Here is a 22,331-nt window from a genome sequence, read left to right as displayed (position 1 = left end):
CCTGAAAACTAAAACACTAAACTAGCAAACGACAAAATAAGCACCTACACGCCACAAAAAAGACTAAAAAAATGTTTTATCGTAAAGAATTTTATATATTTGCACCATCTAACAATTAAAAAAAATAATTTACTATGTCAGACATTGCATCAAGAGTAAAAGCTATCATCGCTGATAAGCTTGACGTTGAAGAAACAGAAGTAACTCCTGAAGCTAGCTTCACTAACGATTTAGGAGCTGATTCATTGGATACAGTTGAACTAATCATGGAATTTGAAAAAGAATTCAACATTCAAATCCCTGATGATCAGGCTGAAAAAATTACTACTGTAGGACACGCTATCGCTTATATCGAAGAAGTAGTAAATAAATAATATTCTTCAACAAAAAGAAATTAAACAAAGTTTATGGAATTAAAAAGAGTAGTTGTAACCGGATTTGGAGCAATAACACCGATTGGAAATAATGCAAAAGAATACTGGGAAAATCTTGTGAAAGGTGAGAGCGGTGCCGCTCCGATTACTCTTTTTGATGCCACAAACTTTAAAACCAAGTTCGCTTGTGAAGTAAAAAATTTCAATCCTTTAGATCATTTCGATAAGAAAGAGGCTAAAAAAATGGATAGAAATACACAGCTTGGACTTGTTGCTGCCAAAGAAGCAGTATCACATTCAAGAATTATTGAAGACAATGTAGATAAAAACAGAGTTGGTGTAATCTGGGGTTCAGGAATCGGAGGTTTAGAGACTTTCGAAACTGAGGTTTTAGGATGGGCAAATACGGAAATTCCGAGATTCAACCCTTTCTTTATCCCTAAAATGATTGCAGACATTACACCTGGCCATATTTCTATTGAATATGGATTTCATGGGCCTAACTATACTACTGTTTCTGCATGTGCGTCTTCAGCTAATGCTTTAATTGATTCTAAAATGCTGATCCAATTAGGAAAAGCAGATGTAATTGTGTGCGGGGGCTCTGAGGCTGCCGTTACAGCAAGTGGTGTCGGTGGATTCAATGCAATGATGGCACTTTCTACAAGAAATGATGATCCTAAAACAGCTTCAAGACCTTTTGACAAAGACAGAGATGGATTTGTTTTGGGTGAAGGAGCAGGATGTATCATCCTTGAAGAATACGAGCACGCTGTAAAACGTGGTGCTACAATTTACGCAGAATTAAAAGGTGGAGGTCTTAGTGCAGATGCACATCACATGACAGCCCCTCATCCTGAAGGTTTAGGAGCTTATCTGGTAATGAAAAGTTGTTTAGAAGATGCAGAATTAACTGCTGATGAAGTAGATCACATCAATATGCATGGTACATCTACTCCATTAGGAGATATTGCAGAATCTAATGCAATTTCAAAATTATTAGGAGAGCACGCTTTCGACATTCAGATTAATTCTACAAAATCAATGACAGGTCACTTATTGGGTGCTGCCGGTGTTATTGAAGCTATTGCTGCGTTAGGAACTATTATTCATGGTATTGTTCCTCCTACCATCAACCATTTTACTGATGATGAAAATATTGACAGCAGACTGAACTTTACGTTCAATGAAGCTGTGAAGAAAGATGTAAAAGTAGCCATGAGTAATACTTTTGGGTTTGGTGGACATAACGCTTGCGTTCTATTTAAGAAAATCTAATTTTACTGAATGGAGTTACAGAAATACTTTTCTAAATTCCTTCTCAAACAAAGAAAAAGAAAATTAACGGAGAGAGACTTTTTCCTCAGTACTGAACTTAATAAAATGTTGGGTGCCGAGGTACAAAATGTTGCGCTCTACCGTGAAGCTTTTTCTTTAAAAAGCTCTTCTAAAAATCAAGACAATAGTAATTACGAAAGACTTGAATTTTTGGGAGATTCTGTTTTGGGTACAATAATCTCTTGTCATCTGTTTCAGACCTATCCTAAAGCGAATGAGGGATATCTGACACAAATGAAATCTAAGATTGTGAACAGAAAAAACCTTAATAAGCTTGGAGAAGATTTAAAATTGACAGATCTTTTGCAAAAACAAAACTCTGTGGCTTTAGGAGAAAACATCTCCGGAAATTTATTTGAAGCTTTAATAGGGGCCGTTTATTTAGATTTTCACTATGATGCCTGTAAAAGAATCATTTTGGAAAGACTTTTAACCCCTTCGGAGATCAATAAGCTTGAGAACAAAATTGTAAGCTACAAAGGTCTTTTGCTGGAATGGAGCCAAAAGAAAAAAGTAAGTATAAAATACGAAACCTGTGAAGAGGTTCAGGTAAATAAAACAATTGTTTTTCGCTGCCATGTCTGGTTAGGAGAAGAAAAAATTGCCAATGCCACAGAAACTTCTAAGAAAAAAGCAGAAGAAAAAGCAGCACAGAGAGCATTTTATATTTTAAATAAAAAAGAAAATATACTTGGAAATCCAAAAACTTTATGATCTAGACGATATAGAATTTGAAGATGTTGCCATAGGCTTGGTAAGATTAGCAAAAAATATACCCGATCATGAGTTTTTCTACAAAATAAATCAGAATAATGATCTTACATTCTCCAGAAAGAAAGATATAGTCTTACACGGAGATTATTATGATTATTTTTTTCCAAGGTTTGAAGCTTATCACAAGTTTACAAAGACCTGTTTTACTTTCATCTCGAACAAATCTTCAGAAAGTAAACAAAAAAAAATACAGACAGAACTCTTTTCAGAAGAAGAAAATATTAAGTTTTTATTAAATAATCAGGTAGATGTAGAATATATTCTGCATAGTTCGGAACAGTTTCCTGATTTTTCCGTAATTTTGCTCCCTGAAAATCTTGTTTTTCCAATTCAAGATTATACACTGAGTTCTGAAGAGGAACTTTATCAAATTATCCAGTATTATGAATAAGTATTTAAAGAAGACAAAAATTATCGCAACACTTGGACCGGCTTCATCGTCGAAGGAAGTAATGTTAGGATTAATGAAAGCGGGAGTTGATATTTTTAGAATAAATTTTTCGCACGCAGACTACGATCTAGTTAAATCAAATATCGAAATCATCAGAGACCTTAATAAAGAATATGGGTACTCTGTAGGTATTTTGGGAGATTTGCAAGGTCCAAAATTGAGAGTCGGTGTTGTAAAAGAAGGTTCTTATCTAAATCCTGGAGACATTCTTACCTTCACCAATGAAAAGATTGAAGGAGATTCTACAAAAGTATACATGACTTACCAGCAATTCCCACAAGATGTAAAAGTTGGTGAAAGAATCTTGATCGATGATGGAAAATTGGTTTTGGAAGTTACTGAAACCAACCAAATTGATACCGTAAAAGCAAAAACAATTCAAGGGGGACCTCTAAGCTCTAAAAAAGGAGTAAACCTTCCCAATACAAACGTATCTCTTCCTGCATTGACGGAAAAAGACATTCAGGATGCTAACTTCATGCTTGATCAGGAAGTAGACTGGATCGCTCTTTCATTTGTACGTCATGCTCAGGATATTATTGATTTGAAAGAATTGATTCAAAAGCATCCGAATGGGAAATTCAAAACTCCGATTATCGCGAAAATTGAAAAACCTGAAGGGGTACAAAATATCGACGAAATCCTATTGGAATGTGACGGATTGATGGTTGCCCGTGGAGATCTAGGAGTAGAAGTTCCAATGGAAGAAGTTCCTGCTATCCAAAAGACATTGGTAGAAAAAGCCAGATTTTATTCTAAACCGGTAATCATTGCTACTCAGATGATGGAAACAATGATTAACAGCTTGACTCCAACAAGAGCAGAAGTAAATGACGTTGCTAACTCTGTATTAGACGGAGCTGATGCGGTAATGCTTTCAGGAGAAACTTCTGTAGGGAGATACCCAGTTCAGGTTGTTGAAAATATGGCTAAAATTGTGAAAAACATTGAAATGACACATTTTTACCAGCACAAGAACGAACCTATCGAGAAAGATTACAACTGTATTGATGAAAGATTCATCACAAACAGAGTATGTCTTGCAGCGGTAAGAATTGCCAAAACAACCAACGTTTCTGCAATCGTTACATTAACGCATTCTGGATATACAGCATTCCAACTTGCGGCGCACAGACCAAACTCACATATCATCGTTTATAGTGGAAATAAAAGGGTAATCGCAATGTTAAACTTGCTTTGGGGAGTTCATGCTTATTATTATGACATGAAAAAACCTACAGATGAAACCATTATCCAGGTAAATATGTTGACCCATAACCACGGTTATATTGAAACCGGAGACTTTGTGATCAACATCAACGCTACTCCATCATACGAAGGTGGAAAAACAAATACATTAAGATTAACAACGGTTTAATCAAAATATGATACCCTAAAAAAACCTCCCAAAATATTGGGAGGTTTTTATTTTTATTTCTTTTCCAGAAGAGGGAGAACCAATCTGCTGATGACTGGTTGATGATCTCTCCAGTCAGGATCATCTTTTTCATCTTTCCAGTTGGTGACTAGCTGTACTTCACCTTCCTTATTCAAAACAATATATTTGGACATATCTCTGATATTTTCAAATTTCTTCGGAGTGATTTCACTTAAGAAATTCTTATAGTTTTTAGTCTTTCCTCCATTCCCGTCTTTTAAAATTAAAATCTTTGCATCAGGAAAATCTTCTAAAACGTAGTCTTTAGCAAGCTTTGTCATCTTCGAGCCTTCAGGATCAATAAGAAGAACATATACATCTGCATTATACTCTTTTTCAACAGCCAGAATTTGAGGCAAATGGTATAAACATGGGCCACACCAACGAGCAAATGTATAAAAAACAGTATTCTTTTTATTTGAATTTTTAGCGAGACATTTCACGTCTTCTACACCCACCTTTATAATATCAAATTCGGATTTGCTGAGCCCGCATTTAATTTCTTGAGCAGAAAAAGAATAATACAGGCAACACAGGAGTAATAAAGTAATTTTTTTCATTATTTTTTTTGAACACAGCAAAAATAAATATTTTCTGATCTCCCACAATCCCTTGATTTTATTATTATCTTAAAAAAATTCTAACATAAATGATTCACCATTTTACTGAATAAAAAGTCCTAATTAATTTTTTAAAGAAACTTTGGGTGTGAGACACAATGTCTTCGAATACAAGGAAAATAAAGCACAAGCTCATCACCGGCTGTCTCCTTTTCCGGACGGCTTGTCTCCCTCGCTACAGGTTTTTCCGGTAATCGGGAAAGTATGCAGCACCCCTGCGACAGACTTTCCGGAAGCCGGGAAAACTTCCTGCACCCGATATACAGATTTTCCCAGGGGAAGAATATGTAAAAAGCTTAGTTTCATACAATGAAAAACCCCTCCCGGATGATTCGTGAGGGGTTTGTATAGATTATTTATATTTTATTAGTTTCCAACAATCGTCTTAGCGGTGACAAATTCTTTTAAAGCCAGCAAAGAAAGCTCCGTACCATAACCGGAAGCCTTTGTTCCGCCAAAAGGAAAACGCGGGTCAGAACTTGTCATTCTGTTGATATTTACCGTTCCAGATTCAAGATTTTCAATAAAGAATAACTGACGATCTTTATCAGCCGTCCAGACAGAGTTCGAAAGCCCGAAAGGGATATCATTGGCCATCTGCAAAGCTTCTTCATCATTTTTGGCAATCATCACCATTCCAAGAGGTCCGAAAAGTTCTTCCTGTAAAATAGGATTACCTTCCTTTACACGGATCAGCCCCGGACTGAACTCAATATCAGAGATTCTTTCCAATGGGATTATAATTTCCGCCCCATTCTCTAAAGCCTTTTGAAACTGCTTTTCCAGATCATCCGCCAGATCAGGTCTTGCCATCCCGGCAATCTTCGTCTCTTTATTCATAGGATCTGCAGGAACGAATTTCTTATATTCTTCAATGAATTTTGGAAGAAAAACATCTTCAATTTTTTCATCAATAATAAATCTTTTCGCAGCTACACAGGTTTGTCCACAATTTTGAAGTCTCGCCTGCGCTCCTACTTTTGCTGCTGTATCTAAGTCTGCATCATCAAGAACAATAAAAGCATCGCTCCCGCCCAGTTCAAGCAAAGATTTTTTGATATTTAATCCTGCGATCGAGGCTACTTCTCCACCGGCTCTTCCACTTCCCGTTAAGCTCACTCCTTTTACCGCATCATGCTCAAGAATTTCTTTTACTTCTTTGTGCCCTACTTCCAGGTTTTGGAAAATACCTTTTGGAAAACCGGCTTCCAAAAATACCTCTTCAATAGCGTTTCCACTTCCGAAGCAGATAGAGGCATGTTTCAGAACCACTGTATTTCCTGCTAAGATGGCAGGAACAGCAAATCTTAATACCTGCCAAAAAGGAAAATTCCATGGCATTACTCCCAAAATCGCTCCTTTTGGAACATAATGAATTTCAGAGTACGCATATTCTGAATCTACTTTTTCCGGTTTTAAAATATTTTCAGCATCTGCATAATAATTCATCATCAAAGCACTTTTCTCTACCTCTGCAACCGACTGTGAGATGGGTTTATTCATCTCTTTGGTAATAATCTTTCCAAACTTTTCAGAATTGTTCTTTAAAATTTCTGCAGCTTTTGCAATGAGTTTTTGTCTGTCTTCGAATGGTACTTTTTTCCATTCGGAAAATGCCTTATCTGCTGCAATAAGTTTATTTTCAATTAATTGTTCCATACTGTAATCTCTGTTTTTAAATTCAATTCAATGAATTTATTAGCGCTTTTTCTCAAAAGCACCATATAAGCACCAAATTTTATTCCTTAAAGATGAATAAAATAATGATTTTCTCTATCGGGAAAATATGATTTCACCGTTTATATCATAAACCACTCATTCACAAGACACGCTGCCAGTCTTGCCGTTCTCTCCTGAATATCAAATAACGGGTTAACTTCTGCCACGTCCAGTGCCAAGAGTTTTTGATTTTTTAAAATATGTCTGTAAAAATGCATAAAAGTAGTATCTGCAGGAATTCCGTTGTAAGCCGAAGCGGAAACCCCCGGAGCAATAGAAGCATTAAAAACATCCATACAAATCGTTAAATAGACATAATCTACACTTTCCATGAGCTCGTCGATTCTCTGATAAATGGAAGGCAGGTTTTCAAAGAAAAGCTCATCTGCCAGAATATATTTCATTCCATACTGATGCGCGGTATCGAACAGCTTCAGTGTATTGGAATTTCTCTGGATACCGATATGCAAAGAATTGATCTCTCCTTCCTGTGCAATTTGCCAGAATCCGGTTCCGGAGCTTGCCCCTACTCCTTTTTCAGGCTGCCTGTTATCAAAATGAGCGTCAATATTAATGATCCCGATCTTTTGTTCAGGGAAAGCTGTTTTTACTCCTAGATAGTGGGCATAGGTAACTTCATGACCACCTCCTAAAACCATTGACTTCCCTCCTTTCAATAGGACTTTGGAAACATTTTTGGCAAGATTATTCTGGGTATTCTCTAAATTACCGTCTTCACAGGTAATATTACCAAAATCCAGCAATGAGAAATCGGGAAGCACCACTGGAAAATTAGACATATTTTTCCTGATGATACACGGGGCATCTTTTGCTCCCTGTCTTCCTTTATTCCTACGAACGCCTTCATCTACGGCAAACCCGTGTAAAACGAAATCGTTCGTTGAAATCGCATCGTAATTAGTTTCTTCTTTTACTCTTTGAAAGAGCCTGTGATAAAGAAGCTCTTCACCGTCTAATCTTCCTTGCCAGATTTTATTCATGCTAATTTATGCTTTCACAATTTAATTATTATTCGTGTCTGTAAATACTTATAAGAAATTTTATTATCATATATAATATAGAGACTGCTCCAACCAACCAAATACATATAATGAGTCCATCCTTAAATCCAAATGATGGGCTTCCTTCTCTTTTTGTCGCTAATTGAAAAACTAAAATTATCGATAAAAAATATTGAAGGATAATCAATACAATAGCCAGGATAAAATAAATAATTATTTTTTTCATTTAGATTTTATCCCATCGATATAAACATTTTCTGCCTTTAAACTTCCCTGATTATAAAGAACATTCTGGAAATTATTGGTTTTAAAAGTCACGAAATCTGCTTTTAAATCTTTTGCCAATCTTCCTCTGTCTTCCAGACCCAGCGCAAAAGCTGAACGGAACGTCATTCCCGCTAATACTTCTGCGGTTGTTAGTTTTTCAAATGTTGCTAAAATTGAAGCCTGTGTAATCAGGTTTCCCATGGGTGCAGACCCCGGATTCCAGTCACTTGCGATGGCTACGATTGCTCCTGCATCCAATAGTTTTCTAGCGGGAGTAAATTTTTCTCCCAACCCCAAGCTTGCACCCGGCAAAGCCGTTGCCACAGTTTCGGATTGAGCCAGAAATTCAATATCTTCATCAATAGTTGCTTCCAGATGGTCTGCAGATTTTGCTCCGACTTCCACAGCAATCCTGGAACTTCCGGGTGTAAACTGATCTGCATGAACGGTAATTTCAAAACCTAAATCTTTCGTTTTAAGTAAGAAATCTTTACTTTCTTCAGGCTGAAACGCAGATTTTTCAATGAAAATATCTACACGCTTTGCCAGATTTTCTTCTTTTACTTTAGGTAAAATTTCGGTTAATATATACTGTAAATATTCTTCGTTATTCCCTTCAAAGTCTCTTGGTTTAAGGTGTGCGGAAAGACAGGTAGAAACTAAAGTTGCTTTGGTTTGTTCCTGAGCTTTTTTAATAATACGAAGCATTTTCAGTTCGTTTTCTACGTCTAGTCCGTATCCGCTTTTGACTTCGATGGTTGTAATTCCAAGGGAAATCAGGAAATTGATTCTTTCTAATAAGGTTTTCAGTAATTCTTCTTCTGAAGCATTTCTTGTATGCTGAACCGAGCTCCAGATCCCACCACCACTTTCAGCAATCTCAAGATATGTTTTTCCTGCATTACGCATGGCAAAATCATTCGCACGGTTTCCCCCAAAACAAATATGGGTATGAGAATCTACGAAAGCAGGAAGAACAATTTGTTCTCCTTCAATTGTTTCAATTTCTATATTCGGATGTTCAGATTTTAGGAGTTCAAAGTTTCCAACTTGCTGAATTGTATCGTTATTCACTAAAATTCCACCATCAGTAATTATTTCAAGTTGCTCATCAGAAAGTTTTCCTCTTAGCGGAAGATTGGCAAGTGTTACGACTTGCTTAAAAGGGCCTATAAGTTTCATTTATTTAGTTTAAAACAAAGTGCAGATATATAATTCTAAAGCTTACTAATGCTTAGATGCTTTCAGCATGACAAAAGATGCACATACAATTTGTCATTCCGCAGGAATCTCTGCACAGAAATAAGCAGAAGAGTTTTATCTTATTTTCTCTCTCAAAAATACTTAAAATATCTCTTCTGCTCAAATCTTAATTTTTCATCTGTTTCAACCTTTATATCTTAACCTAATTTTCCTATCTTTACGGTAAATGAAATTGAATTAATGCCTGATTTTTTACATCCAGACAAAGACAATTACTCCCGTGAAGAGCTGATTCAGGAAGAACAGATTCGTCCCCAGAGCTTTAAAGATTTTGCGGGGCAGAGGAAAACTTTGGAAAATCTTGAAGTCTTCGTGACCGCTGCCAAAAAACGTGGCGGTGCTCTCGATCATGTTTTATTACATGGTCCTCCGGGTTTAGGTAAAACTACTTTAGCAAATATTATCGCGAATGAGCTTGGTGTAAATTGTAAAATTACATCGGGGCCTGTTTTGGATAAACCAGGAAGTTTAGCCGGTCTTTTGACTAATCTTGAAGAGAATGACGTTCTTTTTATCGATGAAATTCACCGATTATCTCCTGTTGTGGAAGAGTACCTGTACTCTGCAATGGAGGATTACAAAATTGATATCATGCTTGAAACCGGCCCGAATGCAAGAAGTGTTCAGATTGGTCTGAATCCTTTTACTTTGGTGGGAGCAACTACAAGAAGCGGAATGCTGACTAAGCCGATGCTTGCCAGATTTGGGATTCAAAGCAGATTGGAATATTATACGATCGAATTGTTATCGATGATCATCATCAGAAGCGCAAGAGTTTTGGGCGTAAAAATCTATGAGGATGCTGCCATTGAAATTGCCAGAAGAAGCCGCGGAACTCCGAGAATTGCCAATGCACTTTTAAGAAGAGTCCGTGATTTTGCTGAAATTAAAGGGAATGGCGAAATTGAAATAGAGATTACAAAATATGCTTTAAATTCATTGAATGTAGATGAATTCGGATTAGATGAAATGGATAACAAAATTATGCGGGTGATGATTGAGAATTTCAAAGGGAAACCTGTAGGAATTTCAGCGCTTGCAACGTCTATTGCAGAAAACCCGGAAACGCTGGAAGAGGTTTATGAACCTTTTCTTATTCAGGAGGGATTCATTATCCGAACTCCCAGAGGTCGTGAAGTTACAGATAAAGCATACAAACATCTGAATATTACAAGACCAAAAAATCCTGGAGAATTATTTTAAAGAATGTTTATACCTAAATTATACAAGAGTGAAGATTACAGCCTGATGAAAGAAATCATCAGAGAGCATTCTTTCGCTTTATTAATTTCTTCTGTGGATAAAATTCGCGCTACCCATTCGATGATGATGCTGAATGAAGATGACACAGAAAATATCTATATTGAAACTCGCATTTCGAAGGCGAATCCTCAGGCGAAGACCTTAAAAAACGGAGATGAAGTTCTTTGTGATTTTTTAGGAGCGCATACGTATATTTCGAGCAGCTGGTACGATCATGTAAATGTTTCTACCTGGAATTATGAAGCGGTTCAAATCTATGGAAAGGTTGAACTGATGAACCCGGAAGAGCTGTATCATCATTTGGATAAACTGACTTCCAAGTATGAGATATTTCAGCAATGTCCGATGATGGTAGACAATATGGGAAAGGAGTTTGTTGAAAAAGAAATGAAAGGGGCTTTCGGATTAAAAATTATTCCTACTGAGATTTTCATTAAACAAAAGCTTTCTCAAAACAGAAAAGAGAACGATTTTAAAAATATCATTTCAAATCTTGAAAACAGCGATGAAAACGGAAGAAAGATTGCTGAGAAAATGAAACTGTTAAAAAAATAATACATTATAAACTTAATATTATATGAAACTATATCCAATACAATGTGGAAAATTTAAACTGGATGGCGGCGCCATGTTTGGAGTCGTCCCAAAGAGTTTGTGGGAAAAGACTAATCCTGCAGACGAAAAAAACCTGATCGAGCTCGGAACACGCTCTCTTCTTGTAGAAGACGGAAAGAAATTAATTTTAATTGACTGTGGTCTTGGAAATAAGCAGGACGATAAGTTCTTCGGGCATTATTCTCTTTGGGGAGATGATAATTTAGATAAGAATTTAAAAAAATACGGTTTTGTAAGAGAGGATATCACAGATGTTTTCCTGACCCATCTTCATTTCGACCATTGTGGGGGCGCTATTGAATGGAACGATGACAGAACAGGCTACAGACCCGCTTTTAAAAATGCTCACTTCTGGACCAACGAAAACCACTGGCAATGGGCGACAGAACCTAATGCAAGAGAAAAAGCTAGTTTTTTAAAGGAAAATATTATTCCTATGCAGGAAAGTGGGCAATTAAACTTTTTGCCACTTCCAACAACAGGAAATTATGGTTTTGCTCCGGATCTGAAAATGGATGTTATATTTGTTGACGGGCATACAGAGAAACAAATGCTTCCTGTTATTCAATATCAGGAAAAAACAATCGTTTTTGCTGCTGATCTGATTCCGACAGCCGGGCATATCAATCAGGTATATGTGATGGGATATGATACAAGACCTCTTTTAACATTAGAAGAGAAAGGAAAATTCCTGAAGCAATGTATAGATAATGAATATCTGCTATTCTTTGAACATGATGCACACCATGAACTGGCCAGTCTTAAAATGACTGAAAAGGGAGTAAGATTGGATGAGACGTTTAGCTTTAATGATGTTTTCGGATATTAATTTTTAAGTATGGAAGAATTACAATCAGAAACTCAGAAAGCGGAACCAGAACCGTTATCTACCCCCAAAATCATTGGTTTAACGGGAGGAATAGGTTCCGGAAAAACTACGGTCGCAAAGTTTATTGAAGAATTTGGATTTCCTGTCTATTACTCGGACGACAGAGCAAAGGACATTGTAAATGATAATGACGGTTTGAAGAGTAAAATTAAAGAGCTTTTAGGAGAGGAATCTTATGATGAAAACGGGCTTTACAACAGAAAGTTTGTGGCCGACAAAGTTTTTAACAATAAAGATTTACTTCAAGGCTTAAATGAAATTATTCATCCGGCTGTCCGGATTGATTTTGAAGACTGGCTGAAAAGACAGACCAAATACCTAGTTTTTAAAGAAACGGCTTTGTTGTTTGAATTAAAATTAAACAGGCAATGCTACAAATCTGTTTTAGTAACCGCCGAAGATAATATCCGGGCTAAAAGAGTAATGGATAGGGATGGAAAAACCTATCGTGAAGTAGAAGCCGTTATGGAAAAGCAAATGCCTGAAAAAGACAAGATAAAACTGGCAAACTGCATTATCTACAATAATACAAATCTAGAAGATCTAAAGGAACAAACTGAAAAAATCATCTTCAGTATTGAATAAAATATAACTCGTTGAAAATACTCAACGAGTTTTTTATTTCTTAAAACCAGACACCGGAATATTCCGGGCATTCTTTACTCTGAGAAGATTCTGATGTCTTTATTATATAAAAAATCAGCTCTCATTTCTGAGAGCTGATTCTATTTTAAAAGATAATTAAATCAATTAATATGATTATTATTCCTTGATGAACTTCTTCTGTACGGAAGTTGAGCCATCCTGAATATCGATCATATAAACTCCATTGATCAATGCGTGAACATCTACTTTGTTGTTTAAGATGATTCCGCTTGAGATCAACTGACCAGCTGCACTATAGATCTTATAGTTGGCTCTCTTGCTGATATTCTTAACATTTAATACGGTACTTACCGGGTTAGGGTAAATCAAGATGTCTGTCTGATTCAATAAACTGCTTGATGATTTCTTAGTGATTCTTACCGTGTAATCCTCTACTTCTCCACTGTCGAAGTTGGTACAGTTTACAGGAATTCCTCCTTTCATCAAAGCTACTCGCATTACTACATACATATAATCTGCATTGCTAACAAAAGCATCTGACGGTACACTGAATGTTGTAGTTGCTGTCGCTGCACTGTTTGGTCCGGATACTAAGATTCTTTCATTGATATCAAATTCTCCGTTTCTGTTAAAGTCAATCCAAGCAACAACTCCTGCATCTCCTGTTACCACTTTATCAATCGTTAACTGGTTATTCGTTGATCCCTGAATCAGTTCGATCTGAGCAGGTATAACAGCTGTATAATCAGTATATGTTGAGGCTACGGAAGCATTAACCATTTGTGGTTTTCCATTAGGTACTACTGTTACTTTAGAGATGTACTCTCCGGATGTATTATTAGCTCCCATCTGGCAATAGATCACTGTTGGAGTCGTGAAATAATATGGTAAGGTAAAGTTACCCGGAGTACCACTACAAATATTCGCTACCTCCATTTCATATTTCGTCAACTCAGTTAAACCGGTAAGGGTATAGATATTGTTATTTACCTGAACATTAGTCCATCCCGGAATCCCTACTTTTCTGTATCTTAAAATATATTTCCCGGTTGCATCTGGTCCTACATAAGGATCCCACTGAACTTTAGCACTAGTTGGCTTCAATTCCAGAATAGTTAATCCTGGCGGAGCAATATCACATGTTCTCTCAGTCGTAAATCTTGATAAGCTTGACCAAGGGTTAGGTGTAGTAGAGTTTATACAAGTACTTCTTACCTGAACTTCATATTGAGTATATGCTGTTAATCCTGAAAGTAAATAAGTACTTGTTGGCGGATTAGGCAAATTGATCGTAGATGACCACGCTATATCTCCAACTTTTCTCCACTGCATTTGGTATGTTGCACTTGCTACCAGTGGTGACCAGTTCACAACAGCTGAAGTAGATGTGATATTTGTGAACGTTACATTCGGCGGTGTAGGGTCACACTTAGTCGTAAATTCATTGTGTGAATACGTTCCTACATTTACAGTGTTACACACTGCCGCTACTTCTACTTCATACAATGTTGCAGGAGTTAACGGATACGTTGGTGGGTTTAAAGTAAACGTCTGTGTTGTTCCTGTTACTGCCGCTACATCAATAGGACCTGTTGTTGGCAACCATTGGCCAGTACCTACTGGACGGTATCTTACTTTATAAGAAGCTCCCCCTATATCCTGAGGCCATGTAATCGTAGCCGAGTTGTGCGTAATAGAAGCTGGAGTTACTGTTACTACAGGAGTAGCGGTACTACAAACTCTTAGTACAATGTTGTCAATAGCAACCGGTGGTTGAGTTCCTCCTGAGCCATCGTTTATCCATTCGAATACCAAACGCATTACACCTCCTGCATAATTAGTAAGGTTTAAGTTCGGATTAGAATATGAACTCCAAGTTGTTCCGCTTAAGTTATACTGTCCTACCTGAATTCTTCCAGGTGCTCCCGGTGTTCCGGTTGCTGCAGTGGTCTGAGTTCCCGGTGTAGGCATAAAGCTTGCCGGAACCAACCATACTCTTAAATAGTCATAAGAACTTTCTCCATTTGCTTTCCAGTCAAAAGAGAAGGTAGCAAGACTGGTTCCTGCAGGAATCTGAATATCTCTGTACGCCTGTACTACACTTGTTGAAGTAATTGTATAGGCATTCGTTGTTCCGCTATCATTAGAAATATAGATAGATTTCCCTGTATTTCCTGTTGCAGAACCATAGAACCATTTATTAGTCTGTGTTCCGTTCAGTAATCCTAAATCATTCGTAGCTTCAAAATTCTGAAGATAAGGAAGTGCTGCCGGAATCTGTGTCGTCATAAAGCTTGGACCTTGTGACCAATAACTGTTATCTGTAGAAGAACAAACCGCTCTTACCCACCAATAATAAGTAGTACTTGGTTGTAGACCATAAGGCGTTAAATCCGCAGAGTTAGTTGTTGAAGTTCCTGTAGCTGGTGCCCCAAAAGCTGGTGGTGTAGGTGATGTAGAAAGATAGAATGCATATCCGTTTGCTGGTGCAGGTGTTACTGCTGCCCAGCTAATTGTTGCTGAATTTCCTGTTACTCCGTTTACTGCCATACCTGTTGGTGGTAAACATGTTGGCGGAGCTCCTACAATAAGGGTAAAGTCTGCATATGTCCCGTAAGTAGCAGATGAACAAGGTGTAATTGCACCACTGTATGAAGTTGCACATCTTACTCTATAGTTACCTAATGCCTGCCCTGCCGGAATATTAATGGTTGCTGTTCCTGTTGCAGAATAAGAAGTTGTTGCCAAAATTGTTTCTCCCGGATCATTGAAATCCATATCATTATTCCAGTCTACCCAAACATAGAAATATCCTGTAGAAGAACTAATTCCTAGATTCATATTCACCGCGAATCCCGGTGAGCTATTAATTGATGAATTCGTGATAACATACGGGCTATAAGAAGTAGCTGCATAATTCAAGTTAGTCCATCCTCCTGTAGTAGTTACCTTATTTAAATAATAAGTGGTAGTTGTACTCGTTGGAGGTGTAGGCACACAATATCCTGTATATACAGAAACCGGTCCAGACCAAGGGCTTTGATCAGAGGTACTACATTTTGCACGTACCCATATATAATAAGTCGTATTCGCTGCTAACCCCGGAACCGTCGCCGATGTAGTTGTACTTTGTACAGAGTTAGTAGCATTCAATACTGTTGAAGAAGTAGGTGCTACTCCCGTAGTATTATAATAAATTTCGTATCCTAAAGCAGGGTTAGTTACAGAAGCTGTCCAGCTAATAGTAGCTGAAGCTGTTGTAGCAGAATTTAGAACTAAAGCCGTAGGTGGCATACATGTAGGTGGGGCTCCAACTGCTATAGTATAATCTACGTAATTTCCATAAGGAGCAGTACCACAAGATGTAATTGCGCCAGATCCTGATGTAGCAAATCTTACTCTGTAATTTCCATAAGCCTGCGCTGCCGGAACGTTAATCGTTGTTGATCCCGTAGCTGCATAAGAAGTAGTAGCTAGAATAGTCTCTCCCGCATCATTGAAATCCATATCATTATTCCAGTCTACCCATACATAATAGTAATAAGTAGAAGTTCCAGCTCCTAAATTAACACTGATCGCACTTCCTGGTGAAGCACTGATGGTATTTGTTGAATTATTAACATATGCTGCATAAGATGATGCTGTATAATTCAAGTTCGTCCATCCTCCTGTTGTCAAGATCTTAGTTAAATAATTGGATGTTGAACTTGTTCCTCCTGTCGGCACACAATAGCCTGTGTAGAAAGAAACCGGTCCTACCCAAATACTTTGTTGAGTCGAACTACATTTTGCTCTTACCCATACATAATATGTTGTATTAGCTGCCAACCCAGGAATCGTTGCTGAGGTTGTAGTACTTTGTACGGAGTTAGTTGCATTTAATACGGTCGAAGAAGTAGGTGCTACTCCTGTGGTATTATAATAAACGTCATAACCGTTAGCTGGTACAGGCGTTGGCGCTGTCCAGGTAACCTGTCCACTGTTACTACTAATAACTCCTGTAGCTAACTGATTAGGAAACATACATCCAGAAGGAGCCTCGCTTACAAGCTGCAACCTAGGAATAGATGCCGTTCTGCTACTTGCCGTTGGCGGTGAAGCAGGGTCAGCATTTACAGTATCACTATACTGATAAATCCCGGTATTTGCTCCTGAAGTGTACGCACCCCAAGTAGCTGTACAAGAATAGCCCGGTGCATTTTCGTCAATTGCAATCACAAGATTACTTGTCCCGTCCCATACAAATGGGGTACTCAGGGAAAGTTCTACCCAATTCCCTGCGGTCATATTTCCTAATGTTCCGGAATAAACCTGAGACATTTGGGATAAAGGAACCCAGTCTGTGGTAGAAGCAAAAGTTGTTTTGGTAGTATTACCAAGATATACCGTCCATTGATTATAGTTGGACTGGGTTGCTGCTGTAGCTGATACATAGAATCGTACCTTGGTTATTACCGTATTGGTCGTTCCAATAGCTGTAGTAAGCTCTGCAGCTGTATACAATTGTTGTGAATAATTATATCCATAACAAGAGTAAACAGGAAGGTTGCTGGATGTTGCAGTACCTGTACCGATCGATCCTGTTTGCCCTTTTGCAAACAATCCGAAAAGCATACAGAACACTACTACCAGCTCCCTCAAGAGGTTTTTGGTTTTGTAATGTAAAAATACACTCATAATTTTAAAAAAAATTTAATAATGATAATAATAACGGCCGAAAGACCAATATATTTTTATGTATTCAAAAACTTTTCTAAATACATGTTGTACACAGGTAAACTGTGTATAAAAGATAATTTTCACTCCATAGTATATAATATTTAAAACGACGCGAATTTAGTCATTTTTTACAACTAAGCTATCTAATCATTTATTTTTTTAGAAAAACACTATTGAAAATTAAATTATGCAAGTATAATAGAAAATATCCCCTTAAAATTAGAGAGTAAGAAAAACACCCTTTAGATATAAAAAAAATCAGCTCTCAGAAATGAGAGCTGATTCTATTTAAAAGATAATTAAATCAATTAATATGATTATTATTCCTTGATGAATTTCTTCTGTACGGAAGTTGAACCATCCTGAATATCGATCATATAAACTCCATTGATCAATGCGTGAACATCTACTTTATTGTTTAAGATGATTCCGCTTGAGATCAATTGTCCTGCTGAACTATAGATCTTATAGTTCGCTCTCTTGCTGATATTCTTAACATTTAATACCGTACTTACCGGGTTAGGGTAAATTAAGATATCGTTCTGATTCAACAAACTGTTTGTAGCTTTCTTAGAAATTCTAATAGCGTAATCTTCTACTTCTCCACTGTCGAAGTTGGTACAGTTTACAGGAATTCCTCCTTTCATCAAAGCTACTCGCATTACTACATACATATAATCTGCATTGCTTACAAAAGCATCTGACGGTACACTGAATGTGGTAGTTGCTGTTGCGGCACTGTTTGGTCCGGATACTAAGATTCTTTCATTGATATCAAATTCTCCGTTTCTGTCAAAGTCAATCCATGCTACAACTCCCGCATCTCCAGTTACTACTTTATCAATCGTTAACTGGTTATTCGTTGATCCCTGAATCAATTCGATCTGAGCAGGTATAACAGCTGTATAATCAGTATATATTGAGGCTACGGAAGCATTAATCATCTGTGGTTTTCCGTTAGGAACTACCGTTACTTTAGAGATGTACTCTCCGGATGTATTATTAGCTCCCATCTGGCAATAGATTACCGTTGGAGTCGTGAAATAATATGGTAAGGTATAGTTACCTGGAGTACCACTACAGATGTTAGCTACCTCCATTTCATATTTAGTCAACTCAGTTAAACCGGTAAGGGTATAGATATTTGAATTTACCTGAACATTAGTCCATCCCGGAATGCCTACTTTTCTGTATCTCAAGATATATTTACCGGTTGCATCTGGTCCTACATAAGGATCCCACTGAACTTTAGCACTGGTTGGCTTCAATTCCAGAATCGTTAATCCCGGTGGCGGAATCTCACATGTTCTCTCAGTGGTAAATCTTGATAAGCTTGACCATGGGTTAGGTGTTGTAGAATTTACACACGTACTTCTTACCTGAACTTCATATTGGGTATACGGTGTTAATGTATATCCTGTTGAAGGAAGTGAGAAAGTATTTGTCGGTGGATTTGGTAAATTAATTGGTCCAATCCATGTTGGATCTCCTACTTTTCTCCACTGCAGTTGATAGGTTGCACTTGCTACCAATGGCGACCAGTTCACAACAGCTGATGTAGATGTAATATTAGTGAATGTCACATTTGGTGGTGTTGGATCACATTTCGTAGTAAATTCATTATGTGAATACGTTCCTACATTTACGGTATTACACACTGCCGCTACTTCTACTTCATACAACGTTGCCGGTGTTAGAGGGTAAGTTGGTGGATTTAGAGTAAGCGTCTGTGTTGTTCCTGTTATTGCTGCTACATCAATAGGTCCTGCAGTTGGCAACCATTGAGTTGTACCTACTGGACGGTATCTTACTTTATAAGAAGCTCCTCCTATATCCTGTGGCCAGGTAATGGTAGCTGAATTGTGCATAATAGCAGCCGGTGTTACTGTTACTACCGGTGTAGCGGTGCTACAAACTCTTAGTACAATATTGTCAATAGCAGCCGGTGGCTGAGTTCCTCCTGAAGTATCATTTCTCCATTCGAATACCAAACGCATTACACTTCCTGCATAACTGGTAAGGTTTAAGTTCGCATTGGAATATGAACTCCAAGTCGTTCCGTTTAAGTTATACTGTCCTATCTGTACTCTACCTGTAGCCGCTGCAATCTGAACGCCTGGTGTAGGCATAAAGTTTGCCGGAACCAACCATACTCTTACATAATCATAAGAACTTTCGCCATTTGCTTTCCAGTCAAAAGAGAAGGTAGCAAGACTGGTTCCTGCAGGAATCTGAATATCTCTGTACGCTTGTACTACACTTGCTGAAGTAATTGTATAGGCATTCGTTGTTCCGCTATCATTCGTAATATAAATTGATTTTCCGGTATTTCCTGTTGCAGAGCCATAGAACCATTTATTAGTCTGTGTTCCATTTAATAATCCCAGATCATTCGCTGCTTCAAAATTCTGAATATAAGGAAGCACCGCTGGAATCTGTGTCGTCATAAAGGTTGGACCTTGGGCTACATAACTATTATCCGTAGGAGAGCAAATTGCTTTTACCCACCAATAATAAGTAGTATTAGGAAGTAAAGTAGGTGCCAAATTGACAGATGTCGCTGTTGTTGTTCCCGTTGGTGTTGCCGGTTGCACAGGAGTTGTAGAAACGTAATATGCATATCCGTTTGCCGGTGGAGTTGTTGGTGTCGCCCAACTGATAGTTGCTCCATTTCCTGTTAAACCTGCTACCGCAAGACCTGTTGGTGGCAAACAAGTAGGTGGCGCTACAACTGCTAGCGTAAAGTCTACATAATTTCCATAAGGTCCAGGTCCGCAAGGCGTAACTGCTCCGATATAAGAGGAAGAAGTTCTTACTCTATAATTTCCTAGTGCCTGACCAGCTGGTATATTAATCGTTGCTGTTCCGGTAGCTGCATAAGAAGTTGTTGCCAAAATAGTTTCTCCCGGATCATTAAAGTCCATATCATTATTCCAGTCAATCCATGCATAATAATAATATGTAGAACCTCCAGAAGTTGCTAAATTCATCACAACACTACTTCCCGGTGAACTTAGGAAAGACATATTAGAGTTAACATACGCCGTATAAGATGTTGCCGTATACCCAAGATTCGTCCATCCTCCTGTGGTGGTAACATTATTTAGGTAGTAAGTTGTTGAGCTACTACCTCCTGTTGGAGCACAATAATTGGTAAATACCGTAATTGGCCCAGACCAAGGACTTTGATCTGAAGTAGTACATTTTGCCCGTACCCATATATAATAAGTCGTATTAATTGCCAACCCCGGAATTGTAGCCGATGTACCTGTTACATTGGTAATCTGAGGTGTAGTTGTAGATCCAGGCGCAATACCTGTTGTATTATAATAAATTTCGTATCCTAAAGCAGGATTACTCGTAGAAGCCGTCCAGCCAATAGTAGCTGAAGATGTTGTTGCCGATGTCAAAGTTAATGCTGCAGGAGGCATACATGTAGGTGGGGCTCCAACTGCTATAGTATAATCTACGTAATTTCCATAAGGAGCAGTACCGCAAGACGTAAGGGCTCCACTGTATGACACAGCAAATCTTACTCTGTAATTTCCATAAGCCTGCGCTGCCGGAACGTTAATCGTTGTTGATCCCGTAGCTGCATAAGAAGTAGTAGCTAGAATAGTCTCTCCCGCATCATTGAAATCCATATCATTATTCCAGTCTACCCAAACATAATAGTAATAACTACCAGATCCCGCTGCCGCTAAACTAACACTGATCGCACTTCCCGGTGAGGTACTAATGGTATTTGTTGAATTATTAACATACGCTGCATAAGATGATGCTGTATAATTCAAGTTAGTCCATCCTCCTGTTGTCAGGATTTTATTCAAATAATAGGTTGTTGAACTTGTTCCTCCTGTCGGCACACAATAGCCTGTGTAGAAAGAAACAGGCCCCACCCAAATACTTTGCTGAGTAGAACTACATTTAGCTCTTGCCCATACATAATATGTTGTATTAGCTGCTAACCCAGGAATCGTCACTGAGGTAGTTGTACTCTGCACAGAGTTAGTTGCATTTAATACAGTCGAAGAAGTAGGTGCTACTCCTGTGGTATTATAATAAACGTCATAACCGTTAGCTGGTACAGGCGTTGGCGCTGTCCAGGTAACCTGACCACTGTTGCTGGTAATAATTCCTGTAGCTAACTGATTAGGAAACATACATCCGGAAGGAGCCTCGCTTACAAGCTGCAACCTAGGAATAGATGCCGTTCTGCTACTTGCCGTTGGCGGTGAAGCAGGGTCAGCATTTACAGTATCACTATACTGATAAATCCCGGTATTTGCTCCTGATGTATATGCTCCCCAAGTAGCTGTACAAGAATAGCCAGGGGCATTTTCGTCAACTGCAATCACCAGATTACTTGTTCCATCCCATACAAATGGGGTGCTCAAGGAAAGTTCTACCCAATTCCCTGTTGTCATAGTTCCTAATGTTCCAGAATAAACCTGAGACATTTGAGATAAAGGAACCCAGTCTGTGGTAGAAGCAAAAGTTGTTTTGGTAGTATTACCAAGATATACCGTCCATTGATTATAGTTGGCCTGAGTTGCTGCTGTAGCTGATACATAGAATCGTACCTTAGTTATTACCGTATTGGTCGTTCCAATAGCTGTAGTAAGTTCTGCAGCTGTATACAATTGTTGTGAATAATTATATCCATAACAAGAGTAAACAGGAAGATAAGAAGATGTCGCAGTACCTGTACCGATCGAACCTGTTTGCCCCTGAGCAAACAACCCGAAAAGCATACAAAATACTACCATCAACTCCTTCAAGAGTTTTTTGGTTTTACAATGTAAAAATACGCTCATAATTTAAAAAAAAATTTAATAATGATAATAGTTATCGAAAGACATGATATGTTTTTCATATCATACATTCAAAGCTTTTTGAATGTATTTTGTTTGCAGATGAATCTGCAATAAGTAAAGAGTAGTTATTTATTTCATATTGTTAATTTTTTAATA

The 22,331-nt window shown here is 37.9% G+C and carries 16 protein-coding genes; 9 read left to right on the top strand and 7 right to left on the bottom strand.

Annotation, left to right across the window (positions count from 1 at the left end; translation table 11 throughout):
• Nucleotides 1–134 precede the first annotated feature (134 nt).
• The 5 genes from JI747_RS19610 to pyk are packed head-to-tail and all read left to right on the top strand — an operon-like array spanning nucleotide 135 to nucleotide 4,315.
• On the top strand, nucleotides 135–374 hold the full coding sequence (locus JI747_RS19610; RefSeq protein WP_002976354.1) for an acyl carrier protein: 240 nt from the start codon (nucleotides 135–137) through the stop codon (nucleotides 372–374).
• Nucleotides 375–407: 33 nt separating this feature from the next.
• A complete protein-coding gene (gene fabF / locus JI747_RS19605) occupies nucleotides 408–1,652 on the top strand; it encodes a beta-ketoacyl-ACP synthase II (protein WP_225690553.1) in 1,245 nt (414 codons plus the stop codon).
• Nucleotides 1,653–1,661: 9 nt separating this feature from the next.
• Nucleotides 1,662–2,426, top strand: coding sequence for a ribonuclease III (gene rnc, locus JI747_RS19600; RefSeq protein ID WP_225690552.1), 765 nt, complete (start codon nucleotides 1,662–1,664; stop codon nucleotides 2,424–2,426).
• The gene (locus JI747_RS19595; RefSeq protein WP_225690551.1) at nucleotides 2,404–2,877 is read left to right on the top strand and encodes an IPExxxVDY family protein; all 474 of its coding nucleotides are present in this window, start codon (nucleotides 2,404–2,406) and stop codon (nucleotides 2,875–2,877) included. Before rnc ends, JI747_RS19595 begins: the two co-directional genes overlap by 23 nt.
• Nucleotides 2,870–4,315, top strand: coding sequence for a pyruvate kinase (gene pyk, locus JI747_RS19590; RefSeq protein WP_225690550.1), 1,446 nt, complete (start codon nucleotides 2,870–2,872; stop codon nucleotides 4,313–4,315). Before JI747_RS19595 ends, pyk begins: the two co-directional genes overlap by 8 nt.
• 53 nt (nucleotides 4,316–4,368) lie before the next feature.
• Here the strand turns inward: pyk and JI747_RS19585 are convergent, their stop codons facing one another.
• The 5 genes from JI747_RS19585 to hutI all read right to left on the bottom strand — a co-directional run bounded on the left by JI747_RS19585 (nucleotide 4,369) and on the right by hutI (nucleotide 9,185).
• Complete coding sequence (locus JI747_RS19585) at nucleotides 4,369–4,935, bottom strand: thioredoxin domain-containing protein (protein ID WP_225690549.1); 567 nt, start codon at nucleotides 4,933–4,935, stop codon at nucleotides 4,369–4,371.
• A 195-nt stretch (nucleotides 4,936–5,130) separates the two neighbouring features.
• The gene (locus JI747_RS19580; protein WP_225690548.1) at nucleotides 5,131–5,301 is read right to left on the bottom strand and encodes a hypothetical protein; all 171 of its coding nucleotides are present in this window, start codon (nucleotides 5,299–5,301) and stop codon (nucleotides 5,131–5,133) included.
• A gap of 60 nt (nucleotides 5,302–5,361) precedes the next feature.
• The gene (locus JI747_RS19575; protein WP_225690547.1) at nucleotides 5,362–6,654 is read right to left on the bottom strand and encodes an aldehyde dehydrogenase family protein; all 1,293 of its coding nucleotides are present in this window, start codon (nucleotides 6,652–6,654) and stop codon (nucleotides 5,362–5,364) included.
• A gap of 140 nt (nucleotides 6,655–6,794) precedes the next feature.
• Complete coding sequence (gene hutG / locus JI747_RS19570; protein WP_225690546.1) at nucleotides 6,795–7,715, bottom strand: formimidoylglutamase; 921 nt, start codon at nucleotides 7,713–7,715, stop codon at nucleotides 6,795–6,797.
• Between the two features lie 243 nt (nucleotides 7,716–7,958).
• Entirely contained in the window at nucleotides 7,959–9,185 is a 1,227-nt protein-coding gene (hutI, locus tag JI747_RS19565) for an imidazolonepropionase (RefSeq protein ID WP_225690545.1), read from the bottom strand.
• Between the two features lie 261 nt (nucleotides 9,186–9,446).
• Here hutI and ruvB point away from each other — a divergent pair, with 261 nt between their 5' ends.
• The 4 genes from ruvB to coaE are packed head-to-tail and all read left to right on the top strand — an operon-like array spanning nucleotide 9,447 to nucleotide 12,618.
• Nucleotides 9,447–10,469: a Holliday junction branch migration DNA helicase RuvB gene (gene ruvB / locus JI747_RS19560; protein WP_225690544.1), complete on the top strand. Its 1,023-nt coding sequence runs from the start codon at nucleotides 9,447–9,449 to the stop codon at nucleotides 10,467–10,469.
• A gap of 3 nt (nucleotides 10,470–10,472) precedes the next feature.
• Nucleotides 10,473–11,084 (top strand): FMN-binding negative transcriptional regulator, encoded by a 612-nt coding sequence (locus JI747_RS19555; RefSeq protein ID WP_225690543.1) that lies wholly within the window; start codon nucleotides 10,473–10,475, stop codon nucleotides 11,082–11,084.
• Nucleotides 11,085–11,106: 22 nt separating this feature from the next.
• On the top strand, nucleotides 11,107–11,973 hold the full coding sequence (locus JI747_RS19550; protein ID WP_225690542.1) for an MBL fold metallo-hydrolase: 867 nt from the start codon (nucleotides 11,107–11,109) through the stop codon (nucleotides 11,971–11,973).
• Nucleotides 11,974–11,982: 9 nt separating this feature from the next.
• Nucleotides 11,983–12,618 carry a dephospho-CoA kinase gene (gene coaE / locus JI747_RS19545; RefSeq protein ID WP_225690541.1) on the top strand — a complete coding sequence of 212 codons (636 nt, stop codon included), beginning with the start codon at nucleotides 11,983–11,985 and terminating at the stop codon, nucleotides 12,616–12,618.
• Between the two features lie 177 nt (nucleotides 12,619–12,795).
• Here coaE and JI747_RS19540 read toward each other — a convergent pair whose 3' ends face one another.
• Complete coding sequence (locus JI747_RS19540) at nucleotides 12,796–17,316, bottom strand: GEVED domain-containing protein (protein WP_225690540.1); 4,521 nt, start codon at nucleotides 17,314–17,316, stop codon at nucleotides 12,796–12,798.
• Nucleotides 17,317–17,678: 362 nt separating this feature from the next.
• Entirely contained in the window at nucleotides 17,679–22,175 is a 4,497-nt protein-coding gene (locus JI747_RS19535) for a GEVED domain-containing protein (protein WP_225690539.1), read from the bottom strand.
• Between the last annotated feature and the right edge of the window lie 156 nt (nucleotides 22,176–22,331).

It is taken from the genome of Chryseobacterium tagetis (assembly GCF_016735585.2).
GTDB lineage: Bacteria > Bacteroidota > Bacteroidia > Flavobacteriales > Weeksellaceae > Chryseobacterium > Chryseobacterium tagetis.
This window is presented reverse-complemented; position numbering and strand designations above follow the sequence as displayed.

Coding starts and splice junctions, on each gene's coding strand:
- JI747_RS19585 (WP_225690549.1), bottom strand. CDS start 4,935: ATGAAAAAAATTACTTTATTACTCCTGTGTTGCCTGTATTATTCTTTT.
- JI747_RS19580 (WP_225690548.1), bottom strand. CDS start 5,301: ATGAAACTAAGCTTTTTACATATTCTTCCCCTGGGAAAATCTGTATAT.
- rnc (WP_225690552.1), top strand. CDS start 1,662: ATGGAGTTACAGAAATACTTTTCTAAATTCCTTCTCAAACAAAGAAAA.
- pyk (WP_225690550.1), top strand. CDS start 2,870: ATGAATAAGTATTTAAAGAAGACAAAAATTATCGCAACACTTGGACCG.
- JI747_RS19540 (WP_225690540.1), bottom strand. CDS start 17,316: ATGAGTGTATTTTTACATTACAAAACCAAAAACCTCTTGAGGGAGCTG.
- JI747_RS19575 (WP_225690547.1), bottom strand. CDS start 6,654: ATGGAACAATTAATTGAAAATAAACTTATTGCAGCAGATAAGGCATTT.
- coaE (WP_225690541.1), top strand. CDS start 11,983: ATGGAAGAATTACAATCAGAAACTCAGAAAGCGGAACCAGAACCGTTA.
- hutI (WP_225690545.1), bottom strand. CDS start 9,185: ATGAAACTTATAGGCCCTTTTAAGCAAGTCGTAACACTTGCCAATCTT.
- JI747_RS19555 (WP_225690543.1), top strand. CDS start 10,473: ATGTTTATACCTAAATTATACAAGAGTGAAGATTACAGCCTGATGAAA.
- JI747_RS19550 (WP_225690542.1), top strand. CDS start 11,107: ATGAAACTATATCCAATACAATGTGGAAAATTTAAACTGGATGGCGGC.
- ruvB (WP_225690544.1), top strand. CDS start 9,447: ATGCCTGATTTTTTACATCCAGACAAAGACAATTACTCCCGTGAAGAG.
- JI747_RS19535 (WP_225690539.1), bottom strand. CDS start 22,175: ATGAGCGTATTTTTACATTGTAAAACCAAAAAACTCTTGAAGGAGTTG.
- fabF (WP_225690553.1), top strand. CDS start 408: ATGGAATTAAAAAGAGTAGTTGTAACCGGATTTGGAGCAATAACACCG.
- hutG (WP_225690546.1), bottom strand. CDS start 7,715: ATGAATAAAATCTGGCAAGGAAGATTAGACGGTGAAGAGCTTCTTTAT.
- JI747_RS19610 (WP_002976354.1), top strand. CDS start 135: ATGTCAGACATTGCATCAAGAGTAAAAGCTATCATCGCTGATAAGCTT.